The organism is Thalassospira indica (assembly GCF_003403095.1).
Lineage (GTDB): Bacteria > Pseudomonadota > Alphaproteobacteria > Rhodospirillales > Thalassospiraceae > Thalassospira > Thalassospira indica.
On record NZ_CP031555.1, the window covers coordinates 17,645 to 32,069 of the forward strand.

Annotated in this window: 11 protein-coding genes; all 11 read right to left on the reverse strand. The window is 56.4% G+C overall.

Annotation, left to right across the window (positions count from 1 at the left end; translation table 11 throughout):
• Positions 1 to 146: 146 nt before the first annotated feature.
• Positions 147 to 797 (reverse strand): dTDP-4-dehydrorhamnose 3,5-epimerase, encoded by a 651-nt coding sequence (rfbC, locus tag DY252_RS00080; RefSeq protein WP_064788102.1) that lies wholly within the window; start codon positions 795 to 797, stop codon positions 147 to 149.
• A gap of 6 nt (positions 798 to 803) precedes the next feature.
• Positions 804 to 1,997: a hypothetical protein gene (locus tag DY252_RS00085; protein WP_064788332.1), complete on the reverse strand. Its 1,194-nt coding sequence runs from the start codon at positions 1,995 to 1,997 to the stop codon at positions 804 to 806.
• Between the two features lie 85 nt (positions 1,998 to 2,082).
• Complete coding sequence (locus DY252_RS00090) at positions 2,083 to 3,288, reverse strand: polysaccharide pyruvyl transferase family protein (RefSeq protein ID WP_064788101.1); 1,206 nt, start codon at positions 3,286 to 3,288, stop codon at positions 2,083 to 2,085.
• A gap of 90 nt (positions 3,289 to 3,378) precedes the next feature.
• Positions 3,379 to 4,374 (reverse strand): UDP-glucose 4-epimerase GalE, encoded by a 996-nt coding sequence (gene galE / locus DY252_RS00095; protein ID WP_008888998.1) that lies wholly within the window; start codon positions 4,372 to 4,374, stop codon positions 3,379 to 3,381.
• A gap of 108 nt (positions 4,375 to 4,482) precedes the next feature.
• A complete protein-coding gene (locus DY252_RS00100; RefSeq protein ID WP_008888997.1) occupies positions 4,483 to 5,673 on the reverse strand; it encodes a polysaccharide pyruvyl transferase family protein in 1,191 nt (396 codons plus the stop codon).
• Between the two features lie 38 nt (positions 5,674 to 5,711).
• Positions 5,712 to 7,034: a glycosyltransferase family 4 protein gene (locus DY252_RS00105; protein WP_064788100.1), complete on the reverse strand. Its 1,323-nt coding sequence runs from the start codon at positions 7,032 to 7,034 to the stop codon at positions 5,712 to 5,714.
• A complete protein-coding gene (locus tag DY252_RS00110; RefSeq protein WP_064788099.1) occupies positions 7,021 to 9,216 on the reverse strand; it encodes a hypothetical protein in 2,196 nt (731 codons plus the stop codon). Before DY252_RS00110 ends, DY252_RS00105 begins: the two co-directional genes overlap by 14 nt.
• Before the next feature lie 61 nt (positions 9,217 to 9,277).
• A complete protein-coding gene (locus DY252_RS00115) occupies positions 9,278 to 10,054 on the reverse strand; it encodes a hypothetical protein (RefSeq protein ID WP_064788098.1) in 777 nt (258 codons plus the stop codon).
• Positions 10,055 to 10,074: 20 nt separating this feature from the next.
• Positions 10,075 to 11,340, reverse strand: coding sequence for a glycosyltransferase family 4 protein (locus DY252_RS00120; protein ID WP_064788097.1), 1,266 nt, complete (start codon positions 11,338 to 11,340; stop codon positions 10,075 to 10,077).
• Positions 11,337 to 12,182, reverse strand: a complete 846-nt coding sequence (locus DY252_RS00125) for a class I SAM-dependent methyltransferase (RefSeq protein WP_064788096.1) — start codon at positions 12,180 to 12,182, stop codon at positions 11,337 to 11,339. The genes DY252_RS00120 and DY252_RS00125 overlap by 4 nt, the downstream gene beginning before the upstream one ends.
• Positions 12,179 to 14,416 (reverse strand): glycosyltransferase family 2 protein, encoded by a 2,238-nt coding sequence (locus DY252_RS00130; RefSeq protein WP_064788095.1) that lies wholly within the window; start codon positions 14,414 to 14,416, stop codon positions 12,179 to 12,181. Before DY252_RS00130 ends, DY252_RS00125 begins: the two co-directional genes overlap by 4 nt.
• Positions 14,417 to 14,425: the final 9 nt, after the last annotated feature.

Consider the following 14,425-nt stretch of genomic DNA (forward strand, 5'->3'; position numbering starts at 1 on the left):
CCAGACTTCAATGTGGTTGGTTAGGTAAGGATAGCGTGTTTCAAGAAATGGGCCCGATAACGGGCCCATTTCCGGATTGAGTGCGCATCGGACAGGGAGACTGGATGGGCAACCCGTGCGCACTCAATACAGTCACGGTGGGCCAATCACGATGGATTGGCACTTAAAACCGTGACATTCGCGCGGTTGAGATTGAGGGGTGTGAAATCATGATTTGGCGGCGTGTGACCCATGGGACCAAGGATTTCAGGGTTCAGGTCGGACAATAGAGGCTGTCTGCTGTCCTTTTCGGACACCACCGGCTGTTGGCCGTAAAGCTGCCAGTCGATACCAAGATCGGGATCGTTCCAGGCAATGCCGCGATCATGGTCGGGGCTGTAATAGTTCGACGCCTTGTACATGACATGGGTGTCGGGCTTGAGCGTTTTGAAGCCGTGGGCGAAGCCTTCGGGGATCCAGAGCTGGTACCAGTTTTCAGCACTGAGTTCGATCTTGATGTGCTGGCCAAAGGTCGCGGAGCGCGGTCGGATATCGACCGCGACATCAAGGATGGCACCTTGTGTCACGCGGATCAGTTTGCCCTGGGCATAAGGGCAGGTCTGAAAATGCAGGCCGCGGATGGTGTTGATCGGAACGCTGATCGAATGGTTTTCCTGTACAAGATCAATATCGCCCACCACCTCGCAGAAATCGTCATAGCGAAATGTTTCGGCAAAAACACCGCGTTTGTCCCGATGTCGGTTGGGCACAAACAAAACCGGACCTTCGATATCAAACTCAGTAAATTCGACAGGCATTGTTCATTACTCCTTGATCGAGATCGGAACACGGATCAGTTGGCGCGGCACACGCCAGCGATCCTTGTAGGGTTTCGGGACAAGACGGACGAAAACCAGGCTGGCTTCGTCATCAACCGTGCCAAAAAGACGGTCTGTGCTGTCTTCGTCGATGATCGACGGATAGGCCGAGAAGGTTTCGCCCTCTGCCGCGTCACGTTGCAAGGGTTGGCGATAGAGCAATTTGGGTTCCGACCAGCTTTTGAGATCCGTCGAGGACGAATAGAAAAAGCCGGCAATATCGGGCTCGCCCTTTTTGCGGATGCGATGAAGGTAGACCGTGATGAAACTGTTTGATCCTTCGTGGCGGACCAGACCGCGGATGGAGGAAACACCAACCGGCCCGACGCGCGCGCATTCGGTTTCGCGTGCCGACCATCCCTGATCGGTCAGGGTTGCGGCCAACTCGAAACTTGAGCCGTTCCAGACATCCCACCGTTTGGGATCATCAATCGGGGCACGCACCAGACAATTGCGCGACTCTTCCCAGTTATCGGCGCGACGCCAGACAATGGCGTAATAGTAGTTCTGCCAGGAGATGATGTTGGTCACCGTCACATAGCTTGGGGCGCGTTTGCGATCATCGCGATAGGGTTCAGGCGGCGGAAACGGTGCGTGACGGGGCGGGTTGCCGAGATAGTCAAAGGTCTTGCCACCATCACTTGATTTCAGCGTCACCAGACCATTGATCCAGCAATCGGTGCGTTTTGTCCGGCCCTTGCACGGCATGTCATGGCGATAGGGCATGAAACTGGCACTGCCCAGCGCATAAACATCGCGCCCGTCGCGGGTATAGATCGCCTGAAGCCAGGTGCGATCATCAAGAAGTTCGGGTACGGCTTTGCCCGCGGCCTTGAAGCGGCTGTCGCAATCGGGTTTCAGGCTGTTAAAGCCATAACCGACAAAGGCCCGGTTCTGAAAGTTCGGGGCAAACAGAACCATTTGGCCCTGATTATTGCGAAAGGCACGTGCTGGTGAATCGGGCAGATGATGGTTGTCACATCCGGTGACGTCGCTATCAAAGATGACGGTTTCGGTGCCCGAAACAGTTACCTCGGCGGCCCGCAAATCCGGGTTCCAGCCAAACATGCCCCCGACCGACAATCCGATCAGAAATGCCGAGAGACCTGTAATGCGTTTTGAGAAACGAAGTGTGCCCAAGGTTTCACCCGCCAGGTTTGAAATCAAATGAGAAAGTGTGGTGCGTGGCGTTACTGGGGGTTACGCCACGCACCAGACAGCAAGGTCACGCCGCCTCTGCGACGTATGGGGCCGGGGTACTGCCCAGACGGTGTGCCATGCTGTTTTCTTCAAGGAAGTTTTTCAGATCGCCAAAACGCTTCTGATAGGTCTGCTCGAACAGATCGAAATCGGCGTTATCCCAAGCTTCCTCGAACGAGAATTTGTCCATGTAGCGACCATCCACGAACGGAATGCCAAGTGTTTTGACAAATTCGCGGGTGCGCGTGTCATAGGTGACATAAAGGGCCGGAACTTCGTTGGCCAAGGCCAGCAAATTGCCATGCAGGCGATAGCCGGTCACCGCATCAAGGTTCTGTTCGGCCCGTTCAAAATCCGCGACACTTTCAAACACCGAAAGCGATGATTTATAAAGGTCCAGCAACGGATCTTTGGGACCATAGAACCACTTTTCCGCGGTCAGCTTTTTGACCGCGTCGTCCATGACAGCCGCGTCATTTTCGACCTGTTTGGAACGCGCGTAATAGATCTGCTTTTCTTCAAGCTCGCCGGCACAGAGGATTTCCGTGTCGTAGCGTTCGGCCAATGTGCGCAGCATAAAGCGTTGCTGGGTCTGGAAACCGTGCGTCTTGCGACGAAGCGTAAAGCCCAGCCTTTTGATCGATGCGGCATCAACCCGGCGCAATTTCAGTTCCGGTTTGCAATGGCGGAACGCCGTCGGGCAGCCAAAGATGCGGACATTTTTGATCCCGATCGAATTCAGTGCCTTTTTCGACAGATTACCGCGCACGCCAATGGAGGCCGAGCGATCTGCAACCAGGTTCAAGAAACGCCGGGTCGACTCATTGACGTAGTTTTCGGAATTGTCGGGAACCTGAACACCGATGCCAAAGGCAATCACAGGGACCTTGGTTTTTTCAAGAACCGCTGTGATCGGATCCCATTGACCATTGGTGTTGATATAGTTCGATCCGCGCAGAAAGATGTAATCCAGCCGGTTGATCTGTTCGATCTGGGTTTCCGAAATATTGCCGTCTGAGGGCACATAGATCGGAAAAAGTTCGGAATAATCGAGAATGCGCAGCGAGGAATCATAGACAAAGCAGTCACCGATATTGGTGAATAACGTCTTTGCCTTTTCCGGCGCATTATAGGTGTGGGTGACAACACCAAGATTGCCCTCAAGACGGCCAGCGGGCATCAATACGCCAATACGGGGCTTGCGCCCCCCGGTGGGGAGTTCGGGTGCCATTTTATGCTCCTGCGTGTTTGGTTCGTGTCATTTTTGACGTTGTGTCGAACCGTTGCTCGTGTTTGGAAGTGCAGGTCTTGCGAGGTGTGGTTAAGCCGCACTGACCTCGCGGGATTTAAGGCTTTGTTCCCAATCAAGGGCGTGGCGCACGATGTCTTCGAGGTCATCATGAACCGGGGTCCAGCCGAGTTTTTGGCGAATACGATCGGCCGCGGCAATCAGGGCTGCCGGATCACCGGGGCGACGGTCGGCAAGTTCGACTTCGAAATCAACGCCAGACACCTTTTTGACCGCACCGATCACTTCGCGCACCGAGAACCCGCGCCCATAACCGCAATTCATCACGTCGCTTTCGCCGCCGCGTTCAAGATATTCAAGGGCGAGAACATGGGCATTGGCGAGGTCGGATACATGGATGTAATCGCGAATGCAGGTGCCATCGGGGGTTTCGTAATCTTCACCGTAAATGGCCATTTGCGGACGCGTACCGGTTGCCGCCTGGCTTGCTATCTTGATCAGGTGGGTTGCCTTGCGCGATGTCTGGCCGGAGCGGCCCTTGGGATCAGCACCGGCAACATTGAAGTAACGCAGCGCGACATAGCGCAAGTCATGGGCGATGGCGGCATCGGCCAACATCTTTTCGGTCATCATTTTTGATGTGCCATAGGGCGAGATCGGCTTAAGGGCGAAGTCCTCGTTAATCGGAGTGGCCTTTGGTTCGCCATACACCCCCGCGGTCGAGGAAAAGATGAAATGCTTTACGCCGCTATCCACGGCAACTTGCAAGAGCGCACGCGAATTGACCGTGTTGTTGCGGTAATATTCCAGCGGATAGATGACCGAGTCCGGTACAATGATCGACCCGGCAAAATGCATGATGGCCGTCACATCATGTTCGGCGATGACGCGACGCACCAGATCTTCGTCGCCACAATCACCTTCAACGAAGGCCGCCCCGGTTGGGACTGCCCAGCGATGCCCCTGACTTAGATTGTCCAGCACGACGACATCGCGCCCGCCATCGAGAAGTGCCAGTGCCGCGTGACTGCCGATATACCCTGCGCCACCTGTTACAAGTACAGTCATTGCCGTGTCTCCTTGTTGATGTTGCCTGTTTTGGTTCAGGCTGCTTTGGAAGGCACGGCCGCCCGGCGATCCCGATCCGGGTCGCCAGAACGGCCATACCGGGTGGGATCACGCGACCTTTCGCTGAGGCTGCGTATCAGCTTTCATGACATCGACCATTTTGTGATCAATGTTGTTTTCGGTCAGGAACTGCGCCATTTCGCGATAGGTCTGGAACCAGGCGCGGTTGAACTTGTCGAACAGATCCTGATTCCAGTAATCCTCAAGCACGAATTCCTTTTCCGAGAACACGTCATAGGACGGGATCTGATAGGTTTCGGCGAATTCGACCGTGCGGCTGTCATAAGTGAAGTAAATCGACGGAACACCGTTCGACAGCGCCATCAGATTGCCGTGCAGGCGATAGCCCAGCACGCAATCCTTGGTCCGCACCAGATCTTCGTAATCGGATACGACATCGGAATAGAACAGCTTCTCGCGATAGAGGCGTTCCATCGTGTCATCGAGATACCAGTTCTTGACCCAGTCGTTGTTTTTGAGCGCCTGCATGGCTTCTTCGCGCTGGGCGTTGCTGCCAAAGACGAGCTTTTTCTCTTCGGGTTCGCCCTGGGCCATCAGGGTCATGTCATCGAAACGGTCGGCGAGATGTTTGACCAGATCACGATGGAAGGTGAGATAACGTTTGATGTCCTGGGCATAGGCCGGGGACACTTCACGGCGCAGCGTAATGCCGACATTTTTCACGCTATCAAGCGATGGCAGCTTGATGCGCATGTCGGGATTATTTTGCCGGAACGCGGTCGGGCAGCCGACAATGCGGACATTGGTGATGCCAAGATCCCAAAGAACCTGTGCCGTATAGGCCCCGCGCACACCGATCGAGGTGGTGGAATCAGCCATCATCCGCAGAACGGTTTTGGTCTGTTCGGACAGTTCGATCTTGCCTTTGACCGGGGCCTGCGCACCGATGCCAAAGCCCAGAACAGGCAGCTTCAGGCGTTTGAGAACGTCGATGGTATTGCGCCAGTCCATATCGGAATGGATGTAGTTCGACCCGCGCAGGAAGACATAGTCATATTCCTCGCGCAGACGGTCGATGTCTTCCATCTTGGGATCGGCAATTGGCAAGACTCCGAGCTTGTCATAATTCATCAGTTTGAGCGATGAATCGAAGACGAAGGCGTCGCCGATATTGTGGTAGTGATTGATGCTCTTTTGAACATCCTGATAGTTGTACCATCGGACGCAGTCGTGGTCGTAGACTTCGCCGGACGGGATCATTACGAGTACGCGCGCCATGTTGTCTCTCCTTGGTTGATCACGTTTTTGTTCTGAATTCATGCCGTGCTTGCCACGGTTTGCGGGCGCGCAGCCTTTGCAGACATACGGCGCGCTTCCAGAACCTCCCGATACTGCGCGAGATGTTGCTCGGCGCATTCCTGATAGGTCGTCACGCTTGGTATTCCCTCGCGCATGCGATCCCAGATCTTGTTGTCGCTAAGAACTTCAACCATCCGATCGGCAAGGTCTTCGGCACTTCCGACCCGGAAATGCAGACCATTCACCCCATCGGTGATTTTTTCGGCCATGCCGCCAATGTTGGAACAGATCATCGGACGCCCGTGGAAGAAGGCTTCCTGAATGACCACAGGTGAGTTTTCCCACCAGATCGATGGAATGATCGTCCAGTCGGCAAGTTCCATCAGCTTGGGCATTTCGGTGTTTTGATAGGCCCCGTAAAAGCGGACGCGTTCGCCGGCCTTTTCGATCAGGTCGTGGACCTTGTCCTGATATTCCCTGGGTTGGCGATCAAGGTTGCCGCCAAAGATCATCAGGCGCGCATCATCGCCCCAGATTTCATCAGGCACACGCCCGACGGCATCGAGAAGGATGTCAGCGCCCTTGAACATCGTGAGCTGCCCGAAGAAGGCAAAACGCGACCGGCGCGGCTGGGTTTTGGAAAGCGGGCGATCCTTGGCCCGTTGATCGATGTCGAGACCATTTTCGATCACCGACATCTTTTCGGCCTTCATGCCCCAGTCAATGAAGCGGTTAGCCAAAAATTCACTGGGCGAGACATAGTGATCGGCCAGCTCCAACATCGCCTTGATGAAACGTTCACGCCGAAGGAATGAGGCCGGTGAGATGTTGGGGAAACAGCCATTGCAATCAATGGGACTTGCCTGGTTGCAGAGCTTGGTTCCGCCGCTTTTGATCATCTGCCCGTGATTGTGGCAGATTGTCAAAAACTCGTGAAAGGTGAAGAAAATCGCGGTTTCGGGCAGGGCTTCGCGAATGGCATAGATGGTTTCCAGACCAAGCCCGAGATAGTGATGGAAATGCACGACATCGGGTTCGTAATCCTTCACAAAGCGCAGGAAATCGCGATCAATTTCATCGGTGCTGCCGTTTGAGAGCAGGAAATGATCGTAGTTTTCCGCGTGATAGAGGATTTCATTGTCCTTTTGACGCAAACTCATCAGCGCCGAGGCCCCGTGACGCGGGACGGGATTGCCAACCCGCGCCAGATAAAAGCTTTCGACCCCATCGAGTTTGTTCAACCCTTTATGCAGGTTGTAGGAGGCCACTTCGGCCCCGCCCAGCGAGATGCTGGGATGGCCATGCGAAATAACGAGGACGCGTAAATCAGTCGACGGCATGGTTGTGGCTCCGCAAGTTTGAAACGACCAAAGACCAGCGGCGATCAAACGCCCAGCGGTCAAGACGATTGGAAAGTTCCTCCCAGGCAGGGGCTTTGCTTATGGATTGTTCGCTGCCCAGTACTTCGACATCGGGGATCCAGTAGGATGGTGTGCCCGCCATGCGCAGCTTGAGTGCAAGGTCGAGGCTTTTTTCCCCGGGCCCGATATAGCCGCGGGTAAAACCGTCGCTGTCCTTAAAAGCTTTGCGCGGCAGAATGCAGCATTCAAACGTGCCGGCACTGACTTCGCTGGGTTGGGCATCGGCAAGAACCGCGCAAGGGTAGCCGACATAGCGATCCGACAGATATTGCCCGCCATTGGCATCGGCCTTGATCCATGTTCCGGCCCAGCGGACAGAATCGTCTTCAAACAGGATGGTCGGCGAGACGAGGGTTTTGTTGCCGCGTTTGGTATAGGCGGCAAGCAACTGATCAAACCAGCCATCATCGCGTGGCAGGATATGTGCCGACACCAGCCCGACGGTTTCAGAATTGGTGGCATCCACACCGACTTCAAGCGCATCACAATAGTCTTCGACGCCTTCGGCGAAAACGATCCGGGTGTTGAGCTTATAGAAGGCGGCAAGACGCAAGATTTCGCTGCCAACCTGATCAAAGCTTTCGACCGGGCCGGCAATGACAATCGGCAGATGGCGGGTCGCGCTATCAAGTCCCAACAGAGCAATGGTGACGCCGATATCATTGATCGTGTCATCCACCCCGACCACAAGGGTCACCGGCGCGTCTTCGTCAAAGTCGCCGATATCATGGATATCCACCGCATAGGGGCGCTGTGCGGTCATGGCCTGCAACATCGGGCCGAATTGACGTTCGATACTGTTTGAGGCCGTGACCGAGCGCGGATCAAGCGAGGGCAAAACCCGTGAAAGGGCCTGACGGGCCGACGCACGCGTCGGGTTCAGCGGGTAATAGGCCGGAAAGGCATCAGAAATGCCGAGTTCAAGATAGGTTGCCTGATCGGATGGCGGGGTTGCCTCCAACGGACAAAACACCAGAAAACCGTGATTATTCCGGGCCGGGTTCATGCCCGAAAACATCGGATCATTGGCAAAGGCATCGGTGACATCGGCGCGTGACTGGCGCGTCCAGTGATCATCGATCCGCACGACTTCACCGCCGACACGCAGGGACACATCCTTGACGGCCCGGTCGGGATCAAGCATCCAACCGGAAATCAAAACGCCGCTTCCTTCGATCAGAAGGGAGAAATCAATGCCGATGCGGACCGGGCGATCCAGTTCGGATACCGTGTCGCGGCCATCAAAACGATGTGCGGCCATTTTAAGGGTATGCAGGATTTTTTCCGGCGCGCGTACGCGATCCAGAACCGAGCGGATATGGGCCGGGACATCGGGCGGTGCGACCAGAACGCGATGCTGATACACCTCGATCGAGTGCCAGGTATCGCGTCCGCGAAAGTAAACCCGTTTGAGTTTTTTCGGACTGATCGGCTTATCGCCCAGCATCAGGCCGGTTACACCGGATGCCTCGTCGCCCAGATCATCACGCTGAAAATCGGCACTGGTCAGTTCCGCCAAGACCGGAGCATCCGCCATGGCAATGACGCGGGTGCGCCCAGTGGGGAAGCCGCTTGACCATCCCTGAATATAAACATCACCTTCTTCGAGCCCGCCCAGCACTTCGATAAAGCCATTGCTACGCGCGGCACTTTGCACCAATGCGGCCACCTTGCTGAGGCGTTTTTTATCCGGATCACCGGCCAGCAGGGCTTCGATCAAGCCATCAATCACGGTGGCAAAGGCCGGGCCGGATTGATCCGCGACAGAAGAAAGAACCGCTTCAATGCGTTGCTGCCGGTTATCGATGCGGTATTCACGCGGTTTGCCAGCCCCGCGAAACAGAGCGGTTTTCAAACGGCGGGCGGAGACATCCTTCATCGGCAAGAGGGCGACAAAGCCATAGGCGTTGTCGGGTTCCGCATCGTGGCGGCGCCATGAAATGATGGATGCCTGTACTTTGGCGTCAGACTGGCTGTTGAGGTAGATATCAATCGTTGCCGGCAGTGCGTTCCCCACCCCGACCATCAAAGCCAGACCCTCGTCGACCAAGGCGGCGACGACGGTTCTGCCATCCAGTGGCATTCCATGCTGCTCTGTCATGTCCGGGCCTCCTTGTTGTTATCGATGTGTTTCGAAGGGGATGATTGCCACGCCATGGCGATCACCAGACAAAGGCGCCGATTGCCAACCCGGTGGTCACACCAATCAGGCAGGCCAGGATCAGCAACGGGGTTTTGAGATCATTGGTGTGGCGGGCGGTCAGGACTGAAAGCCGTTCGTCAAACCCGCCCAGCGATTTGTCAAAGCGCACCAGAAAGACTTCGAGTTCTTCCACCCGGCTTGAGAGTTCTTCCTGACCGGTACGCACCAGTTTCACGCCGGCTTCGATGCCATCATCGGCGGACGCCAGTTCATCCATGCGCTTTGACGCGCTGACCAGACGTTTGGCGGCTTCGCGCTGGCCGTTTTGCAAGATGTGCTGGGCGGCCAACAGCCGGTCCAACCGATCAAGGATTTTGCCAAGCGGCGCGTTGAGAGCCGTGTGTGCTTCCTGTTCGCTTTGCGACGGGATGCGCAGCGTGATTTCATCCTTCGTACCAGGCAGGACGGCACAGACCGAAAGGCTTTCGACACTGGCAACCGCGGCATCGGGCAATTCGACCTCGAACGCGTGCTTGCCATCGCCGATACCGTTGCGGCGCAGATCGACACGTTCATTTTCGGCCGTCACGCGCAGCAGGGCATGACCGTTCAGGCGCACGACCACCTCGATCCGGGCGTCGGGGCTTTGCGGCGACCAGACCCAGCCATAGAGGCGGTTCTGATCAATGGCATCCACCCGCCCTTCCAGCGTCGGCGCCGGTTGTTCGGCATCCTGCACAGCCGCTGGGGTCGGCGTCGGGGTTTCTTCCAGTGTCTGTTTTTCGGCAACAGCCATAGTGGCCTCCTTGTTAAAACTCAGGCGGCAACAAAATCAGGGCGAACCATGCGGCGAATCATCGCCAGATATTGCTCGGCAACATCGTCAATCCCGGGCGGGGGCCGGACATGGCCCGACAGTTTTTTCCAGAGTTTCGGATTGGTTGCGCAGTCTTTCATGACGCGCGCCAGTTCGGCCGGGTCATCGGGGCGGACATGAATGCCGTCATGGCCATGGCGGACCATCTCGGCCATGCCGCCGATGGAACTGGTGATCACGGGACGGCCATGCTGGAAGGCTTCCTGAATGACCAGAGGCGCATTTTCCCACCAGATCGACGGCACAACGACCCAGTCGACCCGTGCCATCAGATCGGGAATATCTTCGCGTTGATAGGCACCGATATGGTGAACCTGCGGGCCGCTTTGTGCGACCAGATCGGCAATGCGACTGGTGAATTGATCGGTCTGATAAAGTGCCACGCCATGAATGCGCAGATTGAAATCAACCATATCCGCAGCCAGGATCCGACCGGCTTCAAGCAGGACATCCGCGCCCTTCCACGGGTTGAGATTGCCGAAATAGCCAAAGACATTGGGCATTCCGGCAGTGCCGATGTCGCGTTTGGGTACGGGTGCAACGGTCGGTCGGCCATTGTGGATGACGGAAATCCTGTCCGGATTGATGCCCCATTCGATATAGCGATCGCGAAGGAACTCGCTGGGCGAGATGAAATGATCCACCGCGCGCAGATGGTTGCGCAGATTGACCGCGCGCATCGCATGTTGATCCGGTGTAAAACCATCAAGCCCGGACAAACGCCCGATGGCATCGGCCTTGGTATAGCGGGTTTTGGTCCCGCGATGGATCATCAGGCCGTCATTTGGGCAGATCTGATAATAGTCATGCAGGGTCATCACGATCCTGCAGTTCGGCAGAACACGACGGATCAGCATCGGCAGTTCGATGCCCCACAGAACAAGATGATGAATATGCACCACATCGGGTGCCCAACTTTTCAAAAGGCGGGCGAAATCCGGGGCGACGGCATAAAGATCGGTCTGGCACATGTTGAAACGGTCAAAATGCCCGGCCCAGAACAGCATTTCATCGCCGGCATCATTGATCGCCTGAAAGCTTGTCCCCGGACGGCGTTCGCGATGGACATCATTGGTCGCCCCGATGAAAAGTGCATCGCATCCCGCACGCTTATAGGCATGAAACAGATCATGGGCGAAAATTTCAGTCCCACCCGGATGCAGATCGGGGTGATTGTGGGCAAGCACCATTATCCGGGGGTTCATGCGGTCCTCCGTGGTTTCTGAGCAATCAGGAAATCCTGGTAATGGGCGGCGGTTTTGCCGCGCCAGGTGCCAAAGCTTTTGGTGTGGATATCGAACCCGGCATCGGTCAGGGCAGCCTCAAGAAACGCATCATCGATGCCGACAGCGGCCATCGGGTTTTCACCGCGCAGATGCCAGCAAGGCTGGCCTTCGGCCCGCTCGAACCCCTTGAGGCGGGCATCGCGGTCGGGATTTGACGGGTCGTCATCTTCGCGAATGACAAAGGCCGTCAAAAACAGCCGACCGCCCGGGCGCAGCACACGAAACACCTCGGAACAATAGGTTTCGATTTCGTCTGGCGGCAGGTGGGTTGCCACCGAGATCATTGCAGTGAAATCGAATGTTCCGTCCTGAAAGGGCAGTCGCATGCCGCGCCCGCTGATTTCGCCTTCGGGGTTGTAGAGTTGGTTCTTGATGTCCGAACACTCGAACCGGAAATTCGGATAGGCGGGCGTGATGGCGCGTTTGCACCAGTCAATGCCGCCGCGTACCGGATCCATGCCGCGATAGATCGACTGTTTGGGGTCGAGAAACTGGGTGAGTGGCACGGCAATCCGGCCAATGCCACAGCCGATATCAAGAACATCCTCGGTGGTTTTAAGCCCGGCCATGCGCACAAAATGATCGAGGAATTCCGCCCCGATGACGCGGTAGTCGCCATCGCCGACAAAGACGTCTTCTTCGGGCGGGATCGGCAGGAAACGGTTGGAGATGATCTGTTGGCACAACCATGCAAGATGGCTATCGACCATATCGGATGTCAGCGGGGATGGGTGTTCGGACAGTGCAAGAACCTGGCTCATGCCGCTTCTCCGTCGGTGGTTTTGTGGGATCGGGATTGCGGCACACCGTTGGTGTGAATGTCTTCAAGCGCATCCGCCCAGCGCGCGGCATGCAGCCAGGCGTTATATTGGGCAGCCACCCCGCGCATGTAATCGGCATGGGTCGAGATGGATTTGCGCTCAAAATGATAGAGGCTGACATCGGGGATGTATTTGATGTCGAAATCGGCCTTGCGAATTTTCAGGCACAGGTCGCTGTCTTCGTAATCGCCAATGACATAGTCCTCGGTAAAGCCGCCGACCGCCTCAAAGGCATCGCGATGGATCATCATGCAGGCACCCGTCACACCGGGGACCGAGCGTTCAATATTGGCATCCCGGAACTGATCGGGCATGCCTTTGTGATAGTGGTAATTCAGCCAATTGCCGCTTTCATTGCGGGCAAAATACATCCCGGCATGCTGGATGGAGCCATCTTCAAACAGAAGTTTCGGGCCAACCAGCGCGACCTCGTCAGCACCGCCCAGTTTTGAGGCCAAACCCTGTGCCCAGCCGGGCGTATGGGGAATGACATCGGAATTAAGCATCGCCAGATAATGGCCGTGCGCCTGTTCTGCACCGGCATTGCACGCCCGGGCATAGCCGCCATTGCGTGCCATCACGACCAGACGCATCGGAATGCCATAAAGAACATGCAGACCGCGCAACAGATGTTCGCATTCTTCGGCCTGTTCGGGGGAGTCGAGTACAAAGACCAGTTCGCAATATTTCGCGACCCAGTCATCACAGGCAAAGGCGCCAACTTGCGCGCGCAGGAAGCCCAGAACGCGATAAAGCGGCACAATGATCGACACATCCGGGTCTTCGTGCGGGGTGCCAATATCAATCACCCGGTCGACCTTGGCTGATGCCATCAGTTTTTGCTGCAGATCGCCAATCACCGGTGCCAGGCAGTTTTCAATAATTTCTGACGTCAGGTGTTGCGGCGGGACGGCGCGCAGGATGCGGGCACGTGCCTCGGCCGGGTCAATCGGCTGGGCGGGTGGAACCATCAGATGGCGGTTGCCTGATTTCAGGCGCATCAGGCTTCGGGGCTGAAGGATTGGCACAGGGCTTTGGATATCCTGATAAAAGCCGACAAAACCGGTTGCCGGAACCGTCTGACCGTCATCCTGTACGTTGCCCTGATAGCGATAGAATCCGTCGCCAAATGGATGAGCGATGCCGTTGCTATCGAGAAGATCGATGCTGGCAATCATATCGACAGGATCGCGATACCAGCCGCCAATCAAGGTGCCACGCGCGGTCGTGACCGCAAGGTCGACTTCGCCACTGGGAAGCGACCCGCCGCCCGATACGCGCTGGCTTGAAAGCGGGCAGCGGAGCTGGAATTCAATGGCGGCCTTGCTGGATTTCATATCGGCGCGGGCCAGCGACCCGATGATGTATTCGCGCAAATCGGCATCTGATTTGCCCTTGCCTTGCCACCAGCGCGCCAGCGACGGCAGCGTTGAGGCATCGGGCAAATGGCGAATGGCCAGGGTGCGCACGCCCGTCACGACCATATAGGCCCCGGATGCCGTACTTGGCTGGTCGGCAATCATATAAACCAGTTTCTGGCCGCGCGGCCCGGTCTTGCTGATATGGGGAAGCTGCGTCAAACGCTTGAACCCCGAGGGGGCGACGATGAAGACGGCTTCGATATCGTGAAAGGCATCGGGCAATGCCGTAGCCAGCAGGATCTTCTCACCGGAAAGCTTTGCGACCGCCTTGGCCGGTTTGGGCCGGTCGACAATCTCGGCCACCAGTTGAAGAAGGAAACTGTTGTAGCTTTTGGACAGTCGCAGGCGAAACAGGCTGGCCCACATCCCCAAAAGGGTCGAGACCAATGACAGCCGCCCGGCAGGCGTCACACCGTTCAAAAGCGTTGATGCAGTGGCAAATTCAAAATCGCCATCGGGGTCGATTGTGATCTCGTCCTTGCGGCCCAGCGTTCCGGCCTCGGCCAGAATTGTGATCGGTTCATCCTTGGGACGGCGGATGACGCGCAGCAACCGGGTCCCGCCCCCGTCAAGTGGCAAACGCAATGTGGCCTGCGGCGAAATCGCAGCACCATCAATGGTTTCAAGCCGGGGAACTTCCCACAAACGGGTGGGTGTATCCCAACTTAACAACAACGTATCAGGGTTGAGCAGGCAAACACCGGGCGCTTCGCCGGTCGTCCGCACTGCATCGGACGAGGCAAATTCAAGCATGACAATCTT

Bases quoted from the DNA above. Each gene is read 5' to 3' on its own strand.
- rfbC (WP_064788102.1), bottom strand. From the start codon at position 797: ATGCCTGTCGAATTTACTGAGTTTGATATCGAAGGTCCGGTTTTGTTT.
- DY252_RS00090 (WP_064788101.1), bottom strand. From the start codon at position 3,288: ATGGCACCCGAACTCCCCACCGGGGGGCGCAAGCCCCGTATTGGCGTA.
- galE (WP_008888998.1), bottom strand. From the start codon at position 4,374: ATGACTGTACTTGTAACAGGTGGCGCAGGGTATATCGGCAGTCACGCG.
- DY252_RS00100 (WP_008888997.1), bottom strand. From the start codon at position 5,673: ATGGCGCGCGTACTCGTAATGATCCCGTCCGGCGAAGTCTACGACCAC.
- DY252_RS00105 (WP_064788100.1), bottom strand. From the start codon at position 7,034: ATGCCGTCGACTGATTTACGCGTCCTCGTTATTTCGCATGGCCATCCC.
- DY252_RS00110 (WP_064788099.1), bottom strand. From the start codon at position 9,216: ATGACAGAGCAGCATGGAATGCCACTGGATGGCAGAACCGTCGTCGCC.
- DY252_RS00115 (WP_064788098.1), bottom strand. From the start codon at position 10,054: ATGGCTGTTGCCGAAAAACAGACACTGGAAGAAACCCCGACGCCGACC.
- DY252_RS00120 (WP_064788097.1), bottom strand. From the start codon at position 11,340: ATGAACCCCCGGATAATGGTGCTTGCCCACAATCACCCCGATCTGCAT.
- DY252_RS00125 (WP_064788096.1), bottom strand. From the start codon at position 12,182: ATGAGCCAGGTTCTTGCACTGTCCGAACACCCATCCCCGCTGACATCC.
- DY252_RS00130 (WP_064788095.1), bottom strand. From the start codon at position 14,416: ATGCTTGAATTTGCCTCGTCCGATGCAGTGCGGACGACCGGCGAAGCG.